Annotated in this window: 19 protein-coding genes; 14 read left to right on the top strand and 5 right to left on the bottom strand. The window is 60.1% G+C overall.

The features are described from left to right. The first annotated feature begins 80 nt into the window (after positions 1-80). From L0Y14_RS10525 to L0Y14_RS10545, 5 genes are all read left to right on the top strand, one after another. Complete coding sequence (locus L0Y14_RS10525; RefSeq protein ID WP_006475049.1) at positions 81-1400, top strand: NAD(P)-binding domain-containing protein; 1320 nt, start codon at positions 81-83, stop codon at positions 1398-1400. After that, positions 1387-3432: an ankyrin repeat domain-containing protein gene (locus L0Y14_RS10530; protein ID WP_039959939.1), complete on the top strand. Its 2046-nt coding sequence runs from the start codon at positions 1387-1389 to the stop codon at positions 3430-3432. The genes L0Y14_RS10525 and L0Y14_RS10530 overlap by 14 nt, the downstream gene beginning before the upstream one ends. Before the next feature lie 123 nt (positions 3433-3555). Further along, on the top strand, positions 3556-4230 hold the full coding sequence (locus tag L0Y14_RS10535; protein ID WP_005961290.1) for a CerR family C-terminal domain-containing protein: 675 nt from the start codon (positions 3556-3558) through the stop codon (positions 4228-4230). Further along, the gene (locus L0Y14_RS10540) at positions 4227-5549 is read left to right on the top strand and encodes an efflux RND transporter periplasmic adaptor subunit (protein WP_006475052.1); all 1323 of its coding nucleotides are present in this window, start codon (positions 4227-4229) and stop codon (positions 5547-5549) included. Before L0Y14_RS10535 ends, L0Y14_RS10540 begins: the two co-directional genes overlap by 4 nt. Beyond that, on the top strand, positions 5546-8680 hold the full coding sequence (locus L0Y14_RS10545; protein WP_005961850.1) for an efflux RND transporter permease subunit: 3135 nt from the start codon (positions 5546-5548) through the stop codon (positions 8678-8680). Before L0Y14_RS10540 ends, L0Y14_RS10545 begins: the two co-directional genes overlap by 4 nt. A 119-nt stretch (positions 8681-8799) precedes the next feature. On the opposite strand, the gene L0Y14_RS10550 is transcribed toward L0Y14_RS10545, so the two are convergent. Continuing rightward, positions 8800-9747, bottom strand: coding sequence for a DUF3179 domain-containing protein (locus L0Y14_RS10550; protein WP_040819699.1), 948 nt, complete (start codon positions 9745-9747; stop codon positions 8800-8802). A gap of 439 nt (positions 9748-10186) precedes the next feature. Between L0Y14_RS10550 and L0Y14_RS10555 the strand changes: the two genes are divergently transcribed. The 8 genes from L0Y14_RS10555 (at position 10187) to L0Y14_RS10590 (ending at position 18888) form a co-directional block, all read left to right on the top strand. After that, a complete protein-coding gene (locus tag L0Y14_RS10555; RefSeq protein ID WP_039960067.1) occupies positions 10187-10441 on the top strand; it encodes a DUF4212 domain-containing protein in 255 nt (84 codons plus the stop codon). A 13-nt stretch (positions 10442-10454) separates the two neighbouring features. Then, positions 10455-12239: a sodium:solute symporter family protein gene (locus tag L0Y14_RS10560; protein WP_006475055.1), complete on the top strand. Its 1785-nt coding sequence runs from the start codon at positions 10455-10457 to the stop codon at positions 12237-12239. A 168-nt stretch (positions 12240-12407) separates the two neighbouring features. After that, a complete protein-coding gene (locus L0Y14_RS10565; protein ID WP_006475056.1) occupies positions 12408-14273 on the top strand; it encodes a putative nucleotidyltransferase substrate binding domain-containing protein in 1866 nt (621 codons plus the stop codon). Between the two features lie 3 nt (positions 14274-14276). After that, a complete protein-coding gene (locus L0Y14_RS10570) occupies positions 14277-14969 on the top strand; it encodes an exonuclease domain-containing protein (protein WP_005961838.1) in 693 nt (230 codons plus the stop codon). Between the two features lie 140 nt (positions 14970-15109). Further along, positions 15110-17053, top strand: coding sequence for an acetate--CoA ligase (gene acs, locus L0Y14_RS10575; protein WP_006475057.1), 1944 nt, complete (start codon positions 15110-15112; stop codon positions 17051-17053). A 68-nt stretch (positions 17054-17121) separates the two neighbouring features. Continuing rightward, the gene (locus tag L0Y14_RS10580) at positions 17122-17721 is read left to right on the top strand and encodes a hypothetical protein (protein WP_006475058.1); all 600 of its coding nucleotides are present in this window, start codon (positions 17122-17124) and stop codon (positions 17719-17721) included. A 38-nt stretch (positions 17722-17759) separates the two neighbouring features. Continuing rightward, the gene (locus L0Y14_RS10585) at positions 17760-18389 is read left to right on the top strand and encodes a class I SAM-dependent methyltransferase (RefSeq protein ID WP_005961833.1); all 630 of its coding nucleotides are present in this window, start codon (positions 17760-17762) and stop codon (positions 18387-18389) included. Positions 18390-18531: 142 nt separating this feature from the next. Next, on the top strand, positions 18532-18888 hold the full coding sequence (locus L0Y14_RS10590; RefSeq protein WP_006475059.1) for a hypothetical protein: 357 nt from the start codon (positions 18532-18534) through the stop codon (positions 18886-18888). A gap of 181 nt (positions 18889-19069) precedes the next feature. On the opposite strand, the gene L0Y14_RS10595 is transcribed toward L0Y14_RS10590, so the two are convergent. From L0Y14_RS10595 to L0Y14_RS10610, 4 genes are all read right to left on the bottom strand, one after another. Continuing rightward, positions 19070-19309, bottom strand: a complete 240-nt coding sequence (locus tag L0Y14_RS10595; protein ID WP_005961829.1) for an HP1242/YdcH family protein — start codon at positions 19307-19309, stop codon at positions 19070-19072. A 124-nt stretch (positions 19310-19433) separates the two neighbouring features. Continuing rightward, the gene (locus L0Y14_RS10600) at positions 19434-20888 is read right to left on the bottom strand and encodes a sensor histidine kinase (protein ID WP_005961827.1); all 1455 of its coding nucleotides are present in this window, start codon (positions 20886-20888) and stop codon (positions 19434-19436) included. Positions 20889-20899: 11 nt separating this feature from the next. Continuing rightward, a complete protein-coding gene (locus L0Y14_RS10605) occupies positions 20900-21610 on the bottom strand; it encodes a response regulator transcription factor (protein WP_005961825.1) in 711 nt (236 codons plus the stop codon). A gap of 94 nt (positions 21611-21704) precedes the next feature. After that, positions 21705-22013: a hypothetical protein gene (locus tag L0Y14_RS10610; protein WP_039960062.1), complete on the bottom strand. Its 309-nt coding sequence runs from the start codon at positions 22011-22013 to the stop codon at positions 21705-21707. 342 nt (positions 22014-22355) lie between these two features. Here L0Y14_RS10610 and L0Y14_RS10615 point away from each other — a divergent pair, with 342 nt between their 5' ends. Continuing rightward, entirely contained in the window at positions 22356-23924 is a 1569-nt protein-coding gene (locus L0Y14_RS10615) for an inorganic phosphate transporter (protein ID WP_005961821.1), read from the top strand.

Genomic DNA, 23924 nt, shown 5'->3' on the forward strand with positions numbered 1-23924 from the left:
CACCCCTATCATTCCTTCCAAATCAATTAGACTTATTCTTAGTTTCAAATCACACTTTTACTCCAACTCAAACAAAATCCATGACAGAGTTATCGCCCATCCTGACGATCTACCTACCCTCCCTAGCCATCATCTTCAGCATCTACCTGGGCATCCAGCAGCTCAAGGCGCGGCGCAGCCGCGCCATCTGGCAGGAGGAGTCTGAAGCCGGCCTGACCGAACCCGCCTCGCTGCACCCGGTGATCGACCCCAACCGCTGCATGGGATGCGGCAGCTGCGTGACTGCCTGCCCGGAACAAGCCAACCACCCGGTGCTTGGACTGATCGAGGGCAAGGCACAGCTAATCGCACCGACCAACTGCATCGGCCATGGCGCCTGCAAAACCGCCTGCCCATTCGACGCCATCACCCTGGTATTTGGCACAGAACGGCGTGGAGTCGACATCCCCGTGTTGCAGTCTAATTTCGAGACCAGCATGCCGAACATCTTTATTGCCGGAGAGTTGGGAGGCATGGGACTGATCAAAAATGCGGTCGAACAGGGGGTCAAGGCTCTCGAGGCGCTGCATGCATCTCTCGACCGCAAGCGTACTCACGCCGTTGACGTCGTCATCATCGGTGCCGGCCCGGCCGGTTTCGCCGCCACCCTGCGCGCCGCCGAGTTGAACCTCAACTATGCCACGCTGGAACAGGAGTCTCTGGGCGGCACAGTCTACCAGTTTCCCCGCGGCAAGCTGGTGATGACTGCCCCTGTCGATCTCCCCACCGTTGGCAAGGTCCACTTCACAGAGACCACCAAGGAGGAGCTGCTCGAATTCTGGCAACAGGTGGAGCGGGAGTCTGAGGTTTCAATCCGCTACCAGGAGCGGGTCGAGGCCATCGAACCTGATGGTGAAGGCGGATACAAGGTCACCACTAACAAAGGGAGCTACCAGACCCAGTCGGTGTTACTCGCCATCGGGCGTCGCGGTACGCCCCGCAAACTCGGCGTACCGGGTGAGGAGTTGAGCAAGATCGTTTACCGGCTGATCGACCCTGAACAGTATCGGGGACAACATGTACTGGTGGTTGGCGGCGGCGACAGCGCTTTGGAAGCGGCCACCTCTATTGCCGAACAACCTGGCACCCAGGTGACCCTCTCCTACCGTAGCGGCGCCTTCAGCCGGGCCAAAAAGCGCAACCGACAACGCCTGGAAGCAGCCGAGCAGAGCGGCAGTATCAACGTGCTGCTCAGCTCGAATGTAACGGCAATAACCGAAAAGCAGGTAACCCTCCAGCAGGACGACAAGCAGATCGAGATCGCTAACGATGCGACCATCATCTGCGCCGGCGGCATTCTTCCCACCGGTTTTCTCAAACAGATCGGCATTACCGTGGAGACCAAACATGGCACCGCCTGACCCTATAGCAACAAAGCAACGCTGGCGCATCACCCGGCTGCTGGCCGGTCTGCTCTGTCTGCTGACTGCCGCACTGCCGGCAACCGCAGCCACTCTCGACGAGGCCCGCAGCGCCATCCGTCAACGCCACTTCACCGAAGCCGCGCTGATCTACCAGCAACTGGCCGAGGCCGGCGATGCCGACGCCCAGTACGCCCTGGCCGGCCTCTACCGAGCCGGCCGCGGGGTAAAAAAGGATTTTTCCACCGCCCTCACCTGGATGAAAAAGGCCGCACACCAGGGGCTCGACAAAGCCCAGTACCAGCTCGGCAACTTCTACGAATACGGATGGGGCACCGACAGCAACCTAACGACGGCCCAACGCTGGTACTCAGCCGCCGCCCGGCAGGAGCATGCGCTGGCGAAAAAGAAGCTGGCGCAGCTTACCGAAGCCATGCGTCCATCCGATAACCAATTCAGCACCGCTGAGATCGCCCAATTCATCGGTCAAGCCGCCAGCGGCAATCTCGGCAGACTCAAAGCCGAGCTTGCCCGAGGCCTGCCGATCAACGCCACCGACCAGGATGGGAGAAGCGCCCTGCTGTCAGCCATCATCAACCGCCACCCGATGGTTATTAACCTGCTGCTCAAAGAGGGTGCAGATGCCAACCTGGCAGACCGGCTCGGCAACCGCCCCCTGCAGCAGGCCATACAGAATAACGATACCAAGCTGGCCGCACGGCTGATCGAAGCCGGCGCCAGCCTGGAGGACACTGACTCGCTCGGCAATACCCCGTTGATCATCGCCGCAGCCAAGGGCCAGACAAAGAGCGTACAACTGCTGCTGAAACGGGGCGCCAACCTCACAGCCACCAACAAGAAGTCGCAGAGCGCCATCGAGATCGCCGCCCTGCGCGGTCACCACAAGATAGTAAAAATCCTCCAAGACGCAGGCGCCAGCCTGCCGGTGAAACAGCCCGGCCATGCCGAGACGCCCAATCTGGCTGTGCTGCGCCAGACCACCCCAGTAGCCGGAGAGAACCAGCCCTTTGCCGGCTGGTCTACCCTCAATCTCGCCGCCTGGCGCGGCAACGAGGCAGTGGTCGCCAAGCTCCTGACAGCGGGTAGCCCGGTAGACCAGCACGATCCCGAGGGGTTTACTGCACTGTCACGTGCTGTCGCACAACAGCATCTAGCGATCGCAGCCCGGCTGCTGGAGGCCGGCGCCGAGCCCAACAACCGAGATGCTAACCAGCAGACCCCACTCTTTTACGCCGCCAAGGCCGGCCAGGCCGATCTGGCTGAACTGCTGATCAAACATGGTGCAGACCCGCATGCCAGCGACAATACACGGGCGACTCCCCTCTCGATCGCGGTGACACATGCTCGACCAGCGGTGATCCAGGTGCTGGCCAAAACTGGAGCCGAGCTGGATCGCCGCGGGGCTAGTGACATGACTCCCCTGATGATCGCCGCCGCCAATGGCGACGCGGCCACCAGCCAACTGCTACTGGAGCTGGGCGCCAACCCCAATGCGGCGGACCTGCAAGGGCGCACCCCGGTCTGGTATGCAGTCGACAGCGGCTCGGCAAAAACCCTGGAACAACTGCTCCTAGCAAATGCCAACCCCGCACGCAGTAACCGTTCCAGCCACGCCCTGCTGCTGCTGGCTGCCAGACGCGACTCTGCCGAGATCACAGTGAAGCTGCTACGTGCCGGTATTGATGTGGACTCAACAAACCATGCGGGAGACACCGCACTGATCCAGGCTGCAGCCCTGGGCCACGAGGCTGTTGTGCAAAAACTGCTGGCGTGGAATGCCGACCCCAACCGACGCAATCAAAATGGCACCTCTGCACTGATGGCCGCTGCGGAAGCTGGCAGGGTAAGGATCGTCAAAGCGCTTCTGTCCCACGGCGCCAACCCCCGCCTCAGAAACAAAAAACGCGAGCAGGCCATCGATCTGGCCAGCGCCAATGCTCACCAGCCAGTTGTGGAGGCCCTGCAAAACCACACCGGGAAGTCTGAATGGCTTGAGCTTTTAGGACTCTAAACCTGCCTTTCAGGCCGGTGGCCCCCATACCCAACAACCGAAAATTCAAACAAACGTTTGACTTAATTCAATCATCTGTTTTATCTTCTGCCGACATCGAGATCATCAACAATCCGGACACCCATGCCTCGCAACCTTCAAAACAACACAGCAGACACCCGCCAGCGGCTGTTGCAGGCAGCCCTGAAGGCCTTCGGTCATCGCGATTATGAGGCAGTGAGCACCCGTGAGATCGTGCGGGCCGCCGACGCCAACATCTCGGCCATCTCCTACCATTTTGGTGGCAAGCAGGGGCTCTATCTGGCGACCGCCGAATATCTTGCCGAGACGATTCACACCACCATGGCGCCCCATCTGCAACACATTCAGCAGGCATCACTCACTGCTTCCCCACAACAGTGCCGTCAGCTACTGGCCAACCTGATGGCAAGGCTGGTGCGAAACCTGGCGCTGGACAGCATCACTGAGGATGCCGCCGGCCTCATCTTCCGCGAACAGCACCACCCCACCGAGGCCTTCGAGATCCTCTACAAACAGATTTTCGCCCCAATGCACGATGTCATCTCGCAACTGATCGCCAAGGTCTGGGGGCTGCCGGCCGATGCCCCCGAAGTGCTGACCACCAGCCATGCCCTATTCGGACAGGTCATCATCTTCCGCATTGGCAGAACCACTATCCTGCGCCGCCTAGGGCTGCCGGTCTTCGGCGACAGTGAGGTTCGCATAATCACCGAACTGGTCACTTCACTCGCACTCCATTCACTCAACCACCACCCTCTGCAGGAACAGAAATCATGACAAACGCCTCCCGATCCCGCTGGCAGGTTCTATGGATTCTGCCGCCCATCGCCATCGGTATCGCTGTCCTGCTCTGGGCCGCCAGCGGCAAACAGCCGCCGGCAAAAGCAGAGCGCGGCGAAGTCGCCCGAGTGGTGCGCATCATCGAGGCCCCTCAGCTCGCCTTCACCCCGGTTGCGCAAGGTTATGGCGTAGTCCAGCCCGCACGGGTGTGGAGCGCCGTGGCACAGGTCTCCGGCCGTATCGTCGAAATCCATGCGCAACTGCGCAACGGGGAGATCCTGCCGGCCGGCACCGAGTTGTTTCACATCGACCCGGTCGACTACGAACTCAATCTGGCGCAGGCCAAGGCGTCGCTGGCAGAACTTGATGTGCAGGAGGCCAATGCCCACGCCTCGCTGGCGATCGAGCAGCGCAATCTTGCCCTGAGCAGAGGCGAACTGGAGCGCATCCGCAAACTGGTGCAGAGCGGCACCGCCTCCCAGAGCAACGCTGATGAGGCAGAGCGCGCGATGCTCGCCAACCGCACCAAGGTGCAGAACATGCAGAATACCCTGGCGCTACTACCGACCCAGCGCCGCCTGCTGCAGGCCAAGATGGCCCAGGCAGAGCGGGATCTCGCCCACACCTTGGTGAAGGCACCCTTCAACCTGCGCATAGCGAATCTAAAAATCGAGGCGGATGAGTATGTCAGCAGAGGTCAGAATCTGTTCGACGGCGATGCGGTGGACCGGGTGGAGGTAGTTGCCCAGGTTGCCATCGCCTCACTGCGCCGCCTGTTTATCGGTCAGACAGAACCCCTTCCCAACATCGAACGGCTCAACCAGGATCTGGCCAGCTTTGTTGGACTGCGCCCGCTGCTCCGCCTCGACATGGGCAACCACACGGCCGAGTGGCAGGCAGAGTTCGTCCGCTTCAGCGACCAGATCGATAGCAAGACTCGTACCGTGGGCGTGGTGGTCGCCGTCGACAAACCATTCGAAAAGGTCAGGCCCGGCCTGCGCCCCCCCCTCTCCAAAGGCATGTTTGTCGAGGTGATCCTGCGTGGCCAGAGCCAGCCTGATCAGATTGTCATCCCCCGCTCTGCGGTGCGCAACGGCAAGGTCTACCTGGTGGATGCACAGAACCGCTTGCAGCGACAGCCGGTGCAACTGCTCTACAGCCAGGGAAGTGTGAGCGTGATCAAAAGCGGCATCCGAGCGGGCGACCGGGTGGTCGTCTCCGATCCGGTGCCGGCGGTCAGCGGCATGCTGCTGCAACCGCAACTGGACAAGCAACTCAGCGCTGAACTGCTGCAGGCTATCGGAGATGACTCATGATCGCCTGGTTCACCCGCCACCCGACCGCCGCCAATCTGATGATGGGGGCGCTGATGCTGCTTGGGCTGATCACCTTGCCCAACCTGCAGCGCGAGAGCCTGCCGGAGATCAAAAACGACAAGGTCGAGATCCGCGTGATCTACAAAGGGGCTACCGCCGAGGAGGTGGAGGACGCCATCTGCCGCCGCTTGGAGGATGCCCTGGAGGGGGTCACTGATCTGGATGAGATCCGCTGCGAAGCCCGCGAGGGTATCGGCCAAGCCACCGCGGTAATGCTTGAGGGGGCCGACATGACGCGCTTCCTCGACGACGTAAAATCAGAGGTGGAGACCATCGATGACTTCCCCGTCGAGGCGGAGCAGCCGGTTATCACCGAGCTGGGGCGTACCGAAGCGGTGATCGCGCTGGCCGTCACCGGGCCGGAGGATCCGGTCGCACTGAAGGCCTATGCGGAAGAGCTTAAGTCACGCATGCTGGCCCTGAAGACGGTCGCCGACGTCTCCATTGATGGCTTCTCCGGGCACCAGATCCGCATCGAGATCCCCGCCTGGCGGCTGCGCCAGTATGGTCTCTCCGCCGCCGCCATCGCCAATGCGGTGCAGCGCCAGAGTGTCGGCGGCCCTGCCGGCCGGCTGGAGGGGAGTCAGGAGGATCTGCTGTTGCGCTTTGACGATCAGCGCAAGAGTGTCGAGCAGCTCAAGGATCTGGTGGTGATCTCCGGCAGCAGCGGCGCGGCCATCCGTCTCGGCGAGATCGCCGAGATCAGCGATCGCTTCGACCGCGCCGAGGAGAAGATCACCTTCAACGGCCAGCGCGCGGCGATCCTCGATGTCTCCAAGACCCGCTCCCAGGATATTCTGAAGGTGCTCGCCAGCGTCAAGGCGTTTGCCGAGGCCGAACAGCAGCAGGCACCCAAGGGCGTCACCTTGACGCTGACCCAGGACCGCGCCTCGGTGGTGCAGGACCGCCTCGACATGCTGCTGCGCAATGGCGCTCAGGGGCTAGTGGCAGTGTTTCTGGTGCTCTGGCTCTTCTTCAGCGTCCGCTACAGCTTCTGGGTCACCATGGGGCTGCCGGTCTCTTTCCTTGGCGCGCTGTTTGTGCTGCCGATGGTCGGTGTCACCATTAATATGATCTCGATGGTGGGGCTGCTGATCGGCATCGGCCTGCTGATGGATGACGCCATCGTCATCGCCGAGAATATCGCCGCCCGCATGGCCAAGGGCGACACGCCGCAACATGCCGCCATCGCCGGGGTGCGTCAGGTGCTGCCGGGCATCGCCTCCTCCTTCGCCACCACCCTGATGGTGTTTGGCTCACTGGCCTTTATCACCGGCGAGATCGGGCAGATCCTGCGGGTCATGCCGGTGGTCTTGATCCTGGTGATCACGGTGAGTCTAATCGAGGCCTTCCTGATCCTGCCCAACCACCTGAATCACTCGCTGGCGCATATGAAGAGCGGCACACCAAACCGCTTCCGCCAAGCCTTTGAACGGGGCTTCGATCGGCTGCGCGAACGCTGGTTTGGACCGACCCTCGACCGGGCCATCCACAATCGCTATCTGACCCTCGGTATCGTGCTGATGCTGCTGCTCTTCTCGGTGGCGGTGCCGGTCGGCGGCGGGCTCAAGTTTGTCGGCTTCCCCGATATGGATGGCGACTTGGTGGAGGCCCGCATCCTGCTGCCCCAGGGCACGCCGCTGGTGCGCACTGAGCAGGTTGTGGCACAGATCGAGGGTGCGCTGCAGCGGGTCAATGCCCACTTCAAGCCACGTCAGCCGCAGCAGCAGGATCTGGTGCAGAATGTCACCGTGATCTACGGCCAGAACCCGGATGCCTTCGAGACCGGCCCCCATGTGGCCCGGATCGTCACCGACCTGCTCAGCGCCGAGATACGCGACGCCCCGCTGGATGAGTTCATCCAGCTCTGGCGCGAGGAGGCCGGGCTGCTGGCCGACGTGATCTCTCTGAAATTTACCGAGCCGGTCATCGGACCCGGTGGCCGCCCCATCGACCTGCGCCTGCTAGGCGACAATCTGGCGCAGCTCAAGACCGCCTCCAACGAACTGCAGGCCTGGCTCAACGGCTTTGCCGGGGTCAACGATCTGAGCGATGACCTACGCCCGGGCAAACGTGAGTACCGCCTCCGTCTGAAACCGGATGCCGGCGTGCTGGGGCTGGACGCCCGCAGCGTGACCGAGCAGCTGCGCGGCGCCTTTCAGGGCCTCAAGGTGGATGAGTTTCCGGTCGGCGCCGAGACCTATGAGGTCAATCTGCGCTTTAGCGAGCAGGATCGTATCGGCCCCGAGAGTCTCGACACACTCACCATCACCGGGCCAGACGGCGCGCTGGTACCACTCTCAGTGGTCGCCGAGATCGAAGAGGTGCGCGGCTGGGCCCGGATCAACCGGATCGACAGCCAGCGGGCAGTCACTATCCAGGGCGATGTGGACCGCTCCCAGGCCAACGCCCAAGAGCTGTTGGGGCTGACCCAGCGTGAGTTCATTCCCGGACTGCTGGCACGCTATCCGGGGCTGAAGTTCGACGTGCAGGGTGAGAGCAAGCGGTCCGCCAAGACCGGCAAGTCGATCGTGCGCAACGTCCTGATGGGGCTACTCGGGGTCTATCTGCTGTTGGCACTGCAGTTCCGCGGCTATCTCGCTCCACTGACGGTGATGCTGGTAATCCCCAGCGCCCTGATCGGCGTGGTGTTTGGGCATCTCGCCCTCGGGCTCGATATGACCATGCCGAGCATCGTCGGCATGGCCTCGCTGTTCGGGGTGGTGGTCAACGATTCGATTCTGTTGGTGGTGTTTATCCGCGATGCCCGCGCCCAGGGTGTGGCGGTCACCAACGCTGCCAAACAGGCGGGCAGGGCCCGTTTCCGTCCAATCCTGCTCACCTCTATCACCACTATCGTCGGCCTCACCCCGTTGCTGCTGGAGAAGAGTCTGCAGGCACAGATCCTGATTCCACTGGCAGCCAGCCTCGCCTTTGGTCTGACCGCCGCCACCCTGGTGGCGCTGTTCTTGGTACCGGCTTTCTACTGCATCCTGGATGATTTCAATCTATTGGGTGAACTGGATAAAAAGGCCGAATCAGATCCTGAGGTTACCCAGCAGAGCCATTGATTTTTGTAGCCATAACTATGAGTTAGAATACAATTCACCCGATCACCACCCAAACAACCCCACTCAGCCTGGCTGCAGTCTTGCGCTGCAGTCAGGCACTGCCTTTCCTCTCTTCTCTCCTAATCACCTTCAAACACCAGGCTATCCGGGTGAAACGCCATCCAGGCAAACCAGTAGCTGATGACACTCGGCAGACGTCTCCCCTTTCGGCTCTCCACCCAAGCGGTCGCGTTGGCCTTGTCAAAGTGCACCCGGATCGGCCGGTTCCCCAATCGATCATTCAGAACCCCCTCCAGCCGCGACAACTCCTGAAACGGATAGGCCTTGAAGGCTCCGTCGATCTCCAGACCCAAGACCTGCTCTTTCGGATGGTAGCGCGGGTTGATAGCAGACAACGGAAAGAACAACTCTGACTCCTGCGCATACCCCGCGTAAGGATCTCTGCTGTAGTCCCGAGCAAAACCGGTCTCCCGCGACAGCACCTGCGTCTGTGGATGCCTGTCGCGCCACTCCTGCCAGCTGGTGTGTTGCAACGCCAACATCTGCAGGCGCCTACCCCGCATCGGGCCGCTGATCGCCTGTCTCATCAACTGCGACCAGAGGGATTTGCTCTGTCGGTCATAGAGCAGCATGTCGTTGTTATAGAGCAGACCAGAGACCCCGAAACTCAAGGCCTGGCCATCAACCTCTGCGGCAAACGCCATGCCGCTGCCGCAGAGTGGACAGAAGGTGACCACCACCGCCCGCTCACCGAAACGGTCGTTGACGATCTCATGCCAGTTGAGAATGGCCACCGGATAGGCGCGGCTGGTCCCCTGCAACGACAGTCCCAGCACCCGCTCGTCAGGTTTCAGCCAATCCGCCGAATCAGCAGTGACAAATTGCGGTGAGTCGATGGCCGGTATGCCGTCCCGCGCCGGGCCACCGTGGAAGATTTCCTCCGGCGGCACCTGCGCATCACGCAGATCAAAGCCATTCAAACGCTCCAGCGCGTCAGTCTGCACCGGCGAACAAGCCAGCACTACCATCGTCATTGACAATAGACTCAGCAGTGAAAAGTTAGACATAGATCCAATCCTGAGGGAATCCAATTCGCTATGATCAGTTCGCTTCTAACGCATTCTGATCCATAGACAGCTCTGCTCTCTCCAGATACGCACGCCAGCGTCAGCCGGTTTTACACCCGCCTCCTGCGGTCAAAAAATAGCTTCTTTTACCATCGGGAACAGATTGCGATCCCATCGGTAACACTCACTCAATTTTTTGTTACCTTTTTTCTCACACACCCTCTTTACAGACCCCAGATAACACACAATAACTCCTTGTTTTGTTTTGACTTTTAACCCACACCAGCCGGACAATTCCTGTGGCTCTATCCGTTACCTGCGGATACCCAAAACCGGGCACCGCCTCTAAGCCAGAACAATAAAATTGCAGGAACTCCTCAGGCAGGGCGACGGCGGTAGCCACAGAGCGAAGCAACTCAACCGGCGGAGAGATCATGAAATGAACAATCGAGCTGAGCAATATTGGAAAGCCAATATTCGCCTGGTAGCTATCCTACTGACGATATGGTTTGTGGTGTCCTACCTATTTGGCATCATCCTCGCGGAGCCGCTCAATGCCATCAAAGTTGGTGGTGTCGGGCTGGGTTTCTGGTTCGCCCAGCAGGGCTCTATCTACACCTTCCTGGTGCTCATCTTCTTCTACGCAAAACGTATGAACGCCTTGGACATCGAATTCGACGTCCACGAGGATTAAGGGGATACAACCAATGGATCTTCAAACACTGACCTATACCGTAGTGGGCTTTACCTTCGCCCTCTACATCGGCATCGCCTTCTGGGCACGTGCCAGTACCACCGGCGAGTTCTACGCCGCTGGCCGCGGGGTACACCCGGTGGCCAACGGCATGGCCACCGCCGCCGACTGGATGTCCGCCGCCTCCTTCATCTCGATGGCAGGGCTGATCGCCTTCAACGGCTACGGCGCCTCTGTCTTTCTGATGGGCTGGACCGGCGGCTATGTACTGCTGGCACTGCTGCTGGCGCCCTACCTGCGCAAGTTCGGCAAGTTCACCGTACCCGAGTTCATCGGTGATCGTTACTACTCGCGCACCGCCCGTATTGTCGCAGTTATCTGCCTGATCCTGGCCTCGATCACCTATGTAATCGGCCAGATGAAGGGCATCGGCGTCGCCTTCTCCCGCTTCCTCGAGACTGACTACGATACCGGCCTCTACATCGGCATGGGCATCGTCTTCATCTACGCCGTACTCGGCGGCATGAAGGGCATCACCTACACCCAGATCGCCCAGTACTGCGTGCTGATCTTCGCCTACACTGTGCCTGCGGTCTTCATCTCCATGAACATCACCGGCAACCCGCTGCCGCAGCTGGGTATTGGCAGCACCATGGCGGACGGTTCCGGCATGTACATGCTGGACAAGCTCGATCTAGTGGTAACCGAACTCGGCTTCAAGGAGTACACCAGCCAAGTGATGGGCAGCAAACTCAACATGTTTGTCTACACCCTGTCGCTGATGATCGGCACCGCCGGCTTACCCCACGTCATCATCCGTTTCTTCACCGTTCCCAAGGTGAAGGATGCCCGCTCTTCCGCGGGCTGGGCGCTGGTCTTCATCGCCATCCTCTACACCACCGCACCGGCGGTCGGCTCGATGGCCCGTCTCAACCTGATGAACACCATTCAGATGGGTGAAGTGGGCTCCGCCGAAGGCAACCTCGCCTACGCCGAACGTCCGCAGTGGTTCAAGAACTGGGAGCAGACTGGTCTGCTGAAGTACGAGGATAAGAACGGCGACGGCCGCATCCAGTACTACAACGACAAGAACGCCGAGTTTGCCGCCAAGGCTGAGTCCTTCGGTTGGAAAGGCAACGAGATGGTCAAGGTCGACCGCGACATCATGGTGCTGGCCAACCCGGAGATCGCCGGGCTGCCCAACTGGGTCATCGCCCTTGTCGTCGCCGGTGGTCTGGCCGCTGCGCTCTCCACCGCAGCGGGTCTGCTGCTGGCGATCGCCTCGTCGATCTCCCATGATCTGTTGAAGGGCGTCTTCATGACCGACATCTCGGAGAAGAATGAGCTGATGGCCGGACGCATCGCAATGGCCGGCGCCATCGCCCTGGCGGGTTACTTCGGCCTGCATCCACCGGATTTCGCCGCCGGCACCGTGGCCATCGCCTTTGGTCTGGCTGCCAGCTCGATCTTCCCGGCATTGATGATGGGCATCTTCAACAAGAAGATGAACCGCTCCGGTGCGATCTGGGGCATGGTCTCCGGCATCGGCGTCACCATGCTCTACGTGTTCCAGCACAAGGGCATCATGTTCATCCCCGGCACCTCCTTCCTGGGTGACATGGGTCCGAGCTGGTTCCTCGGCATCTCACCCAATGCATTTGGCGCTGTCGGCGCACTGGTTAACTTCGCCGTCGCCATCGCCGTGTCGAAGGTGACTGCCGCACCGCCGGAGCATATCCAACATCTGGTGGAGGATATCCGGGTACCCAAGGGGGCCGCTGCTGCCTCCGCTCACTAAAATCAGACGACTCTGCAAAGTTTGGCCCCGCGCTGCGGGGCCTTTTTCCTTCCCCACCTACCGAGGCATTTCCACCAATCGACAGCCCAGACCAGCGGTCGATGCGTAGAAATTCTTCCCCTGTACCGGTATAACAACTTCACCCGATGGAGAGCTGGAACTGATCCCATGGAAATCGAACTGATCGAGATCCGCGACTTTCTCGTCGAACGCCATCCGTTCGACGCACTCTCCGATCAGACCCTGGAGCAGCTCCCCAAATCCCTGCAGATCCGCTACCTGCGCCGCGACAGCCACTTCCCGCCAGAGGATATCGACGGCAGCTACCTCTACATCATCCGCAGCGGCGCCATTGAACTCTACGATGCAGACGACAACCTGATCGAAAAACTGGCGGAGGGCGATATCTACACCCTGCACTGCCAACTGCTCGATCTGGGCCAATCGCGCAACGGCAAAGCCGTGGAGGATAGCCTGCTCTACCTGCTCCCCTGCGACAGCCTGCGCCAGCTGCGGGAGGGTTCCGAGGCATTCAATCGCCACTTCAGCGAATCCCTGCGGGATCGGCTGAAACAGGCGGTAAACGGTGATCAGGAGAGTCACAATCAGATGGCCCACCTGACGGTGGAGGTCTCAGACCTGCTGAAGAAGCCGCCAGTGACCATCGACGTCAACGCCAGCATCCAACAGGCTGCCCAGCTAATGAGCGAGCAGAACGTCTCCTCGGTAATGCTGATGGAGGGGGAAAGACTGGCCGGTCTGATTACCGACCGGGATCTGCGCAAACGCTGCGTGGCAACCGGGCTGCTCGGCGATCGACCCGCCCGGGAGATCATGTCGAGCCAGCTGCAGACGGTGCAGCACAATAGCCTGGTGATGCATGCACTGATGACCATGACCCGCCTAAATCTGCATCATCTGCCGGTGATGATCGGCGAAGTGGTGATCGGCATGCTCACCGCCACCGATCTGGCCCAGCAGCAGAACTCCAGCTCCGCCTTCATCGCCAACGATGTGCGCAAGGCACAGAACCTAGAGTACCTGATCCAAGCCAGCCAACGCTTGCCCGAGCTGCAGCTGCAGCTGGCCAACTCCAGCGCCACCGCACAGCACATCGGCGAGGCAATCTCCTGCATCACCGACGGCATCACCATCCGTCTGATCGAGATGGCGCAACAGGAGCTGGGGCCAGCACCCATCCCCTTCGTCTGGCTCTGCGGCGGCTCCCAGGCGCGAGGTGAACAGAGCTCTCACTCGGACCAGGACAATGCGCTGCTGCTCGATGACAGCTTCCAGCCCGCACAGCATGCCGACTACTTTGCGGCACTGGCACAGCGGGTTACAGACGGCCTAGACGCCTGCGGCTTTGTCTACTGCCCGGGGGATGCCATGGCCAGCAATCCGAAGTGGCGTCAGCCGCTACAAACCTGGCGTGGCTACTTCAAGGAGTGGATCGACGCCCCCGAGCCGATGGCGCTAATGCTCTCCAGCATCTTCTTCGATCTGCGTCCGGTATTCGGTGAGTTCAGCCTGTTTGAACAGCTGCAACAGGAGATCTTGCAAAATACCAAGGGAAACAGCCTGTTTACCGCCTACATGGCGGCCAACGCGCTGCAGTTCCGCCCACCGTTGGGCTTCTTCCGCAACTTCACCCTGATCCACGGCGGTGAGCACGACGACACCTTCGACATCAAACACCGCGGCATCGTGCCGATTACCGACATCGCCCGGGTCTTCGCCCTTGATCAAGGGTTGGCTGAGGTCAACACCAGCGAGCGCCTGAGTGCCGCGATGGCCGCCGGGGCGATCAGCGAGGAGATGGGGGAGAATCTGCAGGATGCCCTGGAATATATCGCCAGCCTGCGCATCCAGCATCAGGCCGCACAGATCAAACGGGGCCAGAGCCCCAACAACTATCTGCCGCCGGATACCCTCTCCGAACTACAGCGACGCCATCTGAAAGATGCCTTCGGGGTGATTCAGACAATGCAGGAGACTATGGAGAGCCGCTACCAGAGCGGGCGCTTCCGGTGAATCATGTTCGAACGTCTCTTCAGCAAACAGCATCAGCGCAAGCGGGCCCTGGCCAAGGCTCCCGCCGGGGTGATGAGGGACTACCTTACAGCCCCCTTCCCCTCCAGTAAGACCCCCTGCACGGAGCTGGAGATTGTCTCCCTTGATCTGGAGACCACCGGCTTGAAGCCGAAACAGGACAGCATTCTCAGCATCGGCCTGGTTAATATCCGTGCGTTACAGATCCACCTCGACACTGCCTGGCATCGGGTAATCCGGGTGGAACAACAGATCCCGGAGTCGTCCGCGGTGATCCATCAGATCACCGATGACCACGCCGCCGCAGGCATCCCCCTAGAAGAGGCACTGCCTCAGCTACTGCGACAACTCAGCGGCAAGGTGATGCTGGCCCACTACAAAAGCATCGAGCAGAATTTTCTCGACGCCGCCTGCCAGCGGCTCTACGGCACGCCTTTTATCATTCCGATCATCGACACCCTGGAGCTGGCACAGCGCCTATTCGCCCAGCGTAACCACAGCATCCAGCCCGGCGATCTGCGCCTGTTCAACCTACGGCCACGCTACAATCTGCCCCACTACAAGGCGCACAATGCGCTCAGTGATGCCCTCGCCACCGCCGAGCTATTTCTTGCGATGGCAGCGGAGATGGCGCCAAGACCCGCACAGTGCCGACTCGACCAGTTTCAGACGGATTGACCCGATGCCCAGATTCTCGGCAGTATGCAGCTTTGCACAGAACAATCAGCCCGGGCCTGCGATCATCGGACCGCTGCAGAAGCCCGCTTCGCACTAACAACAGACCATTCAATGGAACGAAACACCAAGAGGTAACCACCATGTCCGACAAGGTTTACGAAGTCCCCGCCGATTTCGCCGCCCAGGCGAACATCACCGATGCCCAGTACCAAGAGATGTACCAACGCTCTATCGATGACCCGGAGGGCTTCTGGGGCGAGCAGGCAACGGAGTACCTGAGCTGGTTCAAGACGTGGGACAAGACCCTGGACTGGAGCTTTGGCGAGGATGACCTGCACATCGAGTGGTTCAAGGGCGGCAAGCTCAACGTCTCCTACAACTGTCTCGACCGCCACCTGGAGAGCCGTGGCGATCAGACCGCGATCCTCTGGGAAGCGGATGATCCTGGGCATGACAAAAAGATCAGCTACCGGGAGCTGCATGCCGACGTCAACAAGTTCGCCAACGTACTCAAATCCCGTGGCGTAAAGAAGGGTGATCGAGTCTCCATCTACATGCCGATGATCCCCGAAGCGGTGGTAGCGATGCTCGCTTGCACCCGCATCGGCGCGGTCCACTCCATCGTCTTCAGCGCCTTCTCCCCCGACGCCCTGAAGGACCGCATCCTCGACTCCGACTGCCAATGCCTGATCACCGCCGATCAGTCGATCCGCGGCGGCAAGCATCTGCCGCTGAAAAAGAGCGCCGACGCCGCCCTGGCCAACTGTCCCAATGTGCACACCTCCATCGTGGTGCAACATGGCGGCGAAGCGGTGGAATGGACCGAGGGCCGCGATATCTGGTATCACGAGGCGCTGGCCGCGGCCGATCCGGTCTGCGAACCGGAGGAGATGGACGCCGAAGACCCCATGTTCATCCTCTACACCTCCGGCTCCACCGGCAAACCCAAGGGCGTGCTGCACACCACCGGCGGCTACCTGCTGCAAGCGGCGATGACCCACAAGCTGGTGTTCGACTACAAAGACGGCGAGGTCTACTGGTGCACTGCCGACATCGGCTGGGTCACCGGCCACAGCTACATCGTCTACGGCCCGCTGACCAACGGCGCCATCAGCCTGATGTTTGAAGGCATCCCCACCTATCCCGATGTGGGCCGCTTCTGGCAGGTCTGCGACAAGCACAACGTAGCCAGCTTCTACACCGCGCCCACCGCGATCCGCGCCCTGATGGCCGCCGGTGAAGAGCCGGTCAAGGCCACCTCACGCAAATCCCTGCGCCTGCTCGGCACCGTCGGCGAGCCGATCAATCCAGAGGCCTGGGAGTGGTACAACCGGGTAGTGGGCGACAGCCGCTGCCCGATCGTCGACACTTGGTGGCAGACCGAGACCGGCGCCCACATGCTCACCCCGCTGCCTGGCGCCACCGCCCTCAAGCCCGGCTCGGCCACCTTCCCCTTCTTCGGCGTACAGCCGGTGCTACTCGACGACCAGGGCAAGGAGATCGAGGGCAACCCCGCCTCCGGCAACCTCGCCATCAAACACCCCTGGCCGTCACAGATGCGCACTCTCTATGGGGACCACCGCCGCTTCTACGAGACCTACTTCCAGATGTACCCCGGCTACTACTTCACCGGTGACGGCGCCAAGCGCGACGAGGACGGCTACTATTGGATCACCGGCCGTGTCGATGACGTGCTCAACGTCTCCGGCCATCGTCTCGGCACCGCCGAGATCGAATCCGCACTGGTGCTGCATGAGAAGGTCGCCGAGGCCGCCGTAGTCGGTTATCCCCACGAGATCACCGGCCAGGGCATCTACGCCTACGTCACCCTGATGTCCGGCGAAGAGTATGTCGATGAGTTGAAGGATGAGCTGGTGCAGCTAGTGCGCAAGGAGATCGGCCCCATCGCCAAGGTCAACATCATCCAGTGGGCTCCAGGGCTGCCCAAGACCCGCTCCGGCAAGATCATGCGCCGCATCCTGCGCAAGATCGCCGCCAACGAGATCGATGCCTTGGGCGACACCTCGACCCTGGCCGATCCTTCCGTGGTAGATCACCTGATCGAGAACCGGGCCAATCGCTGATCCGGTTTCTGGCCAGCAACTGACTCAGGGGCGGCACTGCCGCCCCTTTTACTCTCCTAAGGCACACCATGAAACTGAAACTCCCCATCCTCTACAAAAAACTACTGATCCTCGCCCTGGTGCTTGGACCGATCTTCTGGCTGGTCTTCACCGAGGATGGTCAGCGCCGCACCGATACCGTGTTGTTGATGCTCTGGGGGGAGGATGAGATCAAGTTCAATCTCAAGGGCCTGGACGACAATTACACAGAAGCGGAGCTGAAAACCGTCTACCCGGATCTCGACTGGCAGTGCCAAGATCAATCCAGCGACTTTGGTGATCGGCTCTGTGTAACCCGCATCGGCGTCTTCAACGGCATCCCGGCCCGCTATCTGACCCTGTTCTTCCGCGTGGGAAAGGTCAGCGCAGTGAAAATGGTCTACCGGGAGATCTATCACCCGCAACTACTCACGCACCTGCACAGACACCTAGGCAAACCAGCTGAAGAGCGCACCATCAGCCAGGCGCAGCCGCAACCGGCGAGCCTGATCCACTGGCGTACCGAGCAAGGTGTAGTGGTGGTCAAAAAGCAGCTGCAAAAAGGTGAAGAGGCCGCCCTGCTCTGGCTCTCCGCTGCGCTGGCAACTCAGCACTATCCAACAGCACCAAGCCACGAGCGGGTCAAGTAGTGGGATTTCATCACATATACTGAAAGCAGACCCTACTCATGGAGGCAGGCGCAATGGGCGACCGGAAGCAGCATTGGGAGCAGGTCTACCGCGACAAATCCCCTCTCGAGGTCAGTTGGTACCAGAAAGAACCCAGCCTCTCTCTGGAGCTGATCCGCAACAGCGGCATTCAAAAAGATGATCCCATCATCGATGTGGGGGGTGGTGCCTCGCTGCTGGTCGATCGGCTGCAGCAGACGGGCTACTCACAGCTGTCGGTGCTCGATATCTCCGCCAGGTCACTTGCCTATGCGCAAAGCCGATTGGGAGAGGCGGCCAGGCAGATCGAGTGGCATGAGGTGGATGTGACTGAATTCAGCGCCCCCCACCGCTACGCTCTCTGGCACGACCGAGCAGTATTTCACTTTCTCACCAAGGCAGCCGACCGTGAAAAGTATGTCGAAGTTCTGAACGCATCCCTGCGGCCCAACGGGCATCTGGTGATCGCCGCTTTCGCAATTGGCGGCCCGACCCAGTGCAGCGGCCTGAATATCGTGCAGTATGACGCGGAACGTCTGCTGAATGTGCTGGGTGATGGGTTTCAGCTGCTTGAAGAGCTGTCGGAATCTCATCCCACGCCCGCCGGCAAGCGGCAGGCGTTCTCCTATTTTCATCTGCACCGCTTGTGACTTTCCAACTGCCAGGCAACACCGCTAAGACATCAAAGCCTGAACGCAAACCGTAGCAGAACCGCAACAAAAGATTAATTTTGCTGTAACTCTACCCATCAAGAATGGAAGACGCTAAACACGAGAAAAGGTAGAGCAAAGAATGACCATAGAAAAGCGATACAACCGCCGCATCCCAATCACTTTCGATGTCCAGATCATCCACCGCAATCGCTGCATCACTGCACAGGCCAATGGCACCTCCTCTACCGGCATCTCTCTTCGGGATAAAGCGCTGATCATCCCCACTGGTAGGTTCATCGAGATGAGCTTCAATCTAGGTGCGCACCAATGGCAGGTATTCGGCCTGGTCATCTGGTCCACTCCAGAGCAAATCGGCATCATGTTCCAGTTTCCACAACCCGAGCTATTCGAAACAGTGTTTCAACTCAAGTCGACGCTGGAAAAGATCAGGGAAAACCGACGAGCACCCATTGCCGCTCATAGCCTCCCCTGCTGAAGCCACTTCTGCGGCCTAGTGTCTGAACTGCCGCCAGGAAAGGGCAGGTATTCAGATTCGATGGGGGCCGAGCGGACGGCCTCCAAGTGCCTTGCCCTGCAATGTCATCAAGACCAGCCAGCACCGGACTCCGCCAGTTCCCTGGCCAACCTGGATGCATGCGGGCAGCTCAACCCAGCGGTCAGGCGGATCTCAGCCTGGCAAAGATCTCATCCTTCATCTGCGCACGTTGCTTTTTCATCTGTTCAATGTCCAGATCCTCGATCGGCTGGCCGCGCTCTTCGAGCTCCCGAATCTCGTCATCCAGGACGTCATGTTTGTCTACCAACGCAGCAAACTCGGCATCAGCAGCCTTTGCCGCCTCCAGTCTCTCATGAAATTCAGGAAACTCATGGTCGATGTCATGGTGTTCTGAAAGCATGGTTTTTTCCTCTGTTGGGAGTGAGCAGTTCTAGAGTAGCAGCAGCCAAAACGACTGGAATGATCAGGCTCAAGGGAAGCTCATTAGCCTGGCTGAATCACCTGCGGCCAGGTCCACACATAGCTCAAACAGAGGCACTGCCAAGGGTGAAGAGAAAGCAGGCACCGCCATCCGGGCGGTTCTCCGCCGTCAGGCATCCTCCTTGCAGATCCACGATGCGGCGGGCGATAGCCAACCCCAGGCCGGCATGCCCGGTCTGACCAGTTGCAGGGCGACTGCGATAGAAGGGATCGAAGATGTGCGGCAAATCGGCTGCGGCGATGCCGGGGCCACTATCCTCGATCGCCACCGCCACTGAATCTGCGCTCTGCTGAAAGCGGATCCGGATCGTCCCACCCTGCGGAGTGTGGTCAATGGCATTGCTGATCAGGTTATCGAGCAGACGCTCGCTCAGCGCCAGATCGGCCAGCACCAGCGACAGCCCAACCGGTGGTTCCATGCTCAGCTGGATGCCCTTTTCGTCAGCCGACAGGACAAACTTCTGCATCACATCCTGCACCAGTTCCGCCAGTGCCACCGGCTCCAGCTCGGCCCGGGTCTCCCGCGCTTCCAACTGGGCCAGTTCAAACAGCGCCTCTATCATCCGCGTCAACTGCCGACTCTGGCGCAGAGCGATACCGAGATACTCCTGCCGTTCCCCCTCCTGCAAGGTTTCTGCCTTCATCTGCAGGGTCTCCAGGTAACCCTGCAGAGCTGCCAACGGGGTGCGCAAGTCGTGGGAGATTTGCGCCACCAATTCGCGTCGCAGACGGTCCTGCTGTTTCAATTCACCCCACTGATCGATGATGCGATCAGCCATCCCGTCGAAAGTCTGGCCGAGCCGGCCGATCTCGTCGTTCAGCTTGACCGGATCCTCGGCAAATGGCTGGTGACGAGTGAAATCACTGCCCTGAAACTGCTGCATCACCCCGGAGAGCCGCTGCAGGCGACGTGTCAAGCGATGGAACAGCAGCAACCCCGCCAGCAGCCCGAACCCCAGGCTGCCCAGCACCGTCCAAAGGCTAAGGCGAATCAGATAGCTCTCCCGCAAGGTCTGCTCCACCGAGTCGTACTCCTCACCGCGCAACACCACATAGAGGTAGCCCGCCGGCACAGGGGTGACAGAGAAGGCCTTGCGTCGGTCGTGGGAACGGGGGTCGTCCCCCAGCAGCGGGAACCCTTCACCGCGCAGAAAGGCGCGGATCGGCTGCAGATCCACATGCTGCCGCTTCACACGCCCCGGATCAGCGGAGAAGGCGAGGATTTTTCCGGCGCTATCGATCAAGTAGATCTCGATGCTCGGATTGATATCCATGTAGGCACTGAAGGTGGTTTTAAGTGCCTGCCGGTCGAGCTCGCCCGCCGCCACCAGCTTCCGATCGGCAACGATCCGCTGCGCTAGATCGCTATTGAACTGCTGGTTGAGCTGCTGCAGATAGCGCTCTGTCACCACTGAGGTGATCAGGCCGTAGAGCAGGCCTATAACCAGAAAGATCGCCACCAAAGCGGCGGCCAGGCGCGCATAGAGGGTTCGCAACATGCTGCCGGGCCTCAGCCGCTGTCATCAGCGAACTTGTAGCCAACGCCCCAGACGGTCAATACATAGCGGGGCTTGGAGGGCTCACTCTCGATCTTCGCCCGCAACCGGTTGATGTGGGAGTTGACGGTGTGCTCATAGCCCTCGTGATTGTAACCCCAGACCTGATCGAGCAGCTGCACCCGGCTGAAGACCCGCCCCGGCTGACGCGCAAAAAACAGCAGCAGATCAAACTCCCGTGCGGTCAGCTCAACCGCCCGGCCATCGACCTGCACACCCCGCCGCACCACATCGATCTGTAGCCCACCGCAGCGGATCTGTTCCTCGACCGGCGATTCATCCCGTTGCTGGCTAAGCGCATCGACCCGCCGGAACAGCGCCTTGATGCGCGCCAGCAGCTCGGCAATGCTGAAGGGTTTGCTGAGATAGTCATCCGCCCCCATCTCCAGTCCCAGCACCCGATCGAGTTCGCCCGACTTGGCGGTGAGCATCAGGATCGGCAGATAGTCGCCCGACTGGCGCATCTGGCGGCAAAGGCTCAGGCCATCGGTATCGGGCAGCATCAGGTCGAGCACCACCAGCTGATAATCGCCACCATTGAAGCGCTGCATCGCTGTCGCACCGTCCCCGGCAATGTCGGCATCGCAGCCGATATCGTTCAGGTGCGACCGCACCAGCCGGGCGATATCGGGTTCATCTTCAACAATCAAGACTCTGCGACGCATCGGGTCTGCGCTCTGTTGCGATTTTCAGAAGTGATCATAGCAGTTGCCAGGCGACGCCCCCTCCAACCGGAGGGGGTATTGCGGGCCGCTCCTGCTACATTCCGCCCTTCTTCTCTGACATTCCCATGGGGCTCTCCGACATCATCTTCTGCTCCTGCATACCCGACATCGATTTGTCTCCCATCTGATCATGCATGCCTTGCGCCTGCATCGGCGTCTCTCCCATCTTGCCCTGCATGCCCTCTGACTGCATCTGTTTGTGCGCCATCATGCCTTTATCATCCATCATCCTCGTGCCAGAATGGGATATTTGCTCGCTCATTTCCGCGGCAGTGGTCGCTGCCGCCTGCAAAATCAAGGCACAACCGAGGCTCAAAACCACTCTGTTGATAAAAATAGTCATCGTCTTATCTCCTCCAGGAAAAGTCGGTGGGGAACACCCCGCACCACGTTCGGAGGAAATTAAAGCCGATGCAGATCTCGCCTGAGTCACGTAAATTTCACGAAAAGCTCACACTCTCCGGTTTTCGGCAGAGAGGGGGGGACTGGGTTGACAATCCAGGTAGCCACGGCCCTGAGCCGATAAGCGATCAAAACCCCAAATTCTCTTGATCTAAACCGCCCATTTTGAGCAAAAATATGACAAAATTAGCGCACTATTTTTTACGATTCTGCGGCAACATCCCTTTGCCAGCAGCAATCCCAACCTTCCACATCCATCAACACCAGCCACTGTAGTCAAACCATGGAACTGCGAAACATCAATCAGATCGAAAACGCCACCCAGCCCGGTCGCCCTGAACTGTTTCGGCTCGGCACCGCGCTCGTGTTTATCGTCGCTGTGATGCTCTACTCCGGCATCACCACCGGCGATCTGCCCGGCGGCCTCATGCTCATCGCCGCGGCGATGATCGGCGGCTACATGGCGATGAACATCGGCGCCAACGATGTGGCCAACAATGTCGGTCCGGCAGTGGGCTCCCGCGCCCTGACGCTGAGCGGGGCAATCGTCATCGCCGTGATCTTCGAGGGGGCCGGCGCCCTGATTGCCGGTGGCGAGGTGGTCGGTACCATCAAGAAGGGAATCATTGATCCGAGTCAGATCGCCAACACCGACACCTTCATCTGGCTGATGATGGCGGCGCTGCTGGCCGGCGCGATCTGGCTCAACATCGCCACTGCGTTGGGCGCTCCGGTCTCCACCACCCACTCCATCGTCGGCGGGGTACTGGGCGCCGGCATCGCCGCCGGCGGCATGGATATCGCCAACTGGGGAAAGATGGGACAGATCGCCGCCAGTTGGGTGATCTCACCTGTACTCGGCGGCATCATCGCCGCCGCCTTCCTCTACCTGATCAAGCGCACCATCACCTACCAGCAGGATATGCTCAGCGCGGCAAAGCGGATGGTACCGATACTGATTGCCCTGATGGCTTGGGCATTCGCTACCTATCTGGTGCTAAAGGGGCTGAAGAAGGTCTGGAAGGTCGACTTTGTCACCGCCGGCCTGATCGGCACCGCGCTCGCCGCCAGCATCTACGTCTTTGTCCGCCCAATCGTGCAACGGGCTGCAGACAAGCTGCCGATGGAGAAAGCGAGCGTCAACAAACTCTTCACCACTCCACTGATCTTCGCCGCCGCACTGCTCAGCTTCGCCCATGGCGCCAACGACGTGGCCAACGCGGTCGGACCACTGGCAGCGATCAACGAAGCAATCCTTGGTGGAGCCGTCTTGGATAAGGCCGCCATCCCACTCTGGGTGATGATGGTGGGCGCCATCGGTATCGCCGTTGGGCTGATGCTCTACGGCCCCAAACTGATCCGCACCGTCGGCTCCGAGATCACCGAACTGGACCAGATGCGCGCCTTCAGCATCGCCATGGCCGCCTCCATCACCGTAATCATCGCCACCCAGATGGGGCTGCCTGTCTCCTCTACCCACATTGCGGTAGGTGCGGTGTTTGGCGTTGGCTTTCTGCGCGAGTTTCTGAAGAGCAGCTACGCCAAGATGGTGGCGGAGATCGAGGAGCACCACCACGGCAGGGATGAGGCGGAGGTTACCAAGTTCCTGCAGGCTTTCAAGAAGGCATCGGTTCCCACTAAGGGACGAATGCTACAGCAGCTGAAGGAGCATTCGGCCAAGGCAGATCTCTCGAAAAAGGAACGCAAAAGCCTGAAGCGGGTCTACAAGACTGAGCTGGTGAAGCGCTCTAATCTGCTGAAGATCGTTGCCGCCTGGCTGATCACCGTGCCAGTCTCCGGCATCATGGCAGCAATGATCTTCTTCACCCTGCGCGGCATGCTGATGCCCTGA

It is taken from the genome of Candidatus Endoriftia persephonae (genome assembly GCF_023733635.1).
Taxonomy (GTDB): domain Bacteria; phylum Pseudomonadota; class Gammaproteobacteria; order Chromatiales; family Chromatiaceae; genus Endoriftia; species Endoriftia persephonae.

Bases quoted from the DNA above. Each gene is read 5' to 3' on its own strand.
- L0Y14_RS10525 (WP_006475049.1), top strand. From the start codon at position 81: ATGACAGAGTTATCGCCCATCCTGACGATCTACCTACCCTCCCTAGCC.
- L0Y14_RS10530 (WP_039959939.1), top strand. From the start codon at position 1,387: ATGGCACCGCCTGACCCTATAGCAACAAAGCAACGCTGGCGCATCACC.
- L0Y14_RS10535 (WP_005961290.1), top strand. From the start codon at position 3,556: ATGCCTCGCAACCTTCAAAACAACACAGCAGACACCCGCCAGCGGCTG.
- L0Y14_RS10540 (WP_006475052.1), top strand. From the start codon at position 4,227: ATGACAAACGCCTCCCGATCCCGCTGGCAGGTTCTATGGATTCTGCCG.
- L0Y14_RS10545 (WP_005961850.1), top strand. From the start codon at position 5,546: ATGATCGCCTGGTTCACCCGCCACCCGACCGCCGCCAATCTGATGATG.
- L0Y14_RS10550 (WP_040819699.1), bottom strand. From the start codon at position 9,747: ATGTCTAACTTTTCACTGCTGAGTCTATTGTCAATGACGATGGTAGTG.
- L0Y14_RS10555 (WP_039960067.1), top strand. From the start codon at position 10,187: ATGAACAATCGAGCTGAGCAATATTGGAAAGCCAATATTCGCCTGGTA.
- L0Y14_RS10560 (WP_006475055.1), top strand. From the start codon at position 10,455: ATGGATCTTCAAACACTGACCTATACCGTAGTGGGCTTTACCTTCGCC.
- L0Y14_RS10565 (WP_006475056.1), top strand. From the start codon at position 12,408: ATGGAAATCGAACTGATCGAGATCCGCGACTTTCTCGTCGAACGCCAT.
- L0Y14_RS10570 (WP_005961838.1), top strand. From the start codon at position 14,277: ATGTTCGAACGTCTCTTCAGCAAACAGCATCAGCGCAAGCGGGCCCTG.
- acs (WP_006475057.1), top strand. From the start codon at position 15,110: ATGTCCGACAAGGTTTACGAAGTCCCCGCCGATTTCGCCGCCCAGGCG.
- L0Y14_RS10580 (WP_006475058.1), top strand. From the start codon at position 17,122: ATGAAACTGAAACTCCCCATCCTCTACAAAAAACTACTGATCCTCGCC.
- L0Y14_RS10585 (WP_005961833.1), top strand. From the start codon at position 17,760: ATGGAGGCAGGCGCAATGGGCGACCGGAAGCAGCATTGGGAGCAGGTC.
- L0Y14_RS10590 (WP_006475059.1), top strand. From the start codon at position 18,532: ATGACCATAGAAAAGCGATACAACCGCCGCATCCCAATCACTTTCGAT.
- L0Y14_RS10595 (WP_005961829.1), bottom strand. From the start codon at position 19,309: ATGCTTTCAGAACACCATGACATCGACCATGAGTTTCCTGAATTTCAT.
- L0Y14_RS10600 (WP_005961827.1), bottom strand. From the start codon at position 20,888: ATGTTGCGAACCCTCTATGCGCGCCTGGCCGCCGCTTTGGTGGCGATC.
- L0Y14_RS10605 (WP_005961825.1), bottom strand. From the start codon at position 21,610: ATGCGTCGCAGAGTCTTGATTGTTGAAGATGAACCCGATATCGCCCGG.
- L0Y14_RS10610 (WP_039960062.1), bottom strand. From the start codon at position 22,013: ATGACTATTTTTATCAACAGAGTGGTTTTGAGCCTCGGTTGTGCCTTG.
- L0Y14_RS10615 (WP_005961821.1), top strand. From the start codon at position 22,356: ATGGAACTGCGAAACATCAATCAGATCGAAAACGCCACCCAGCCCGGT.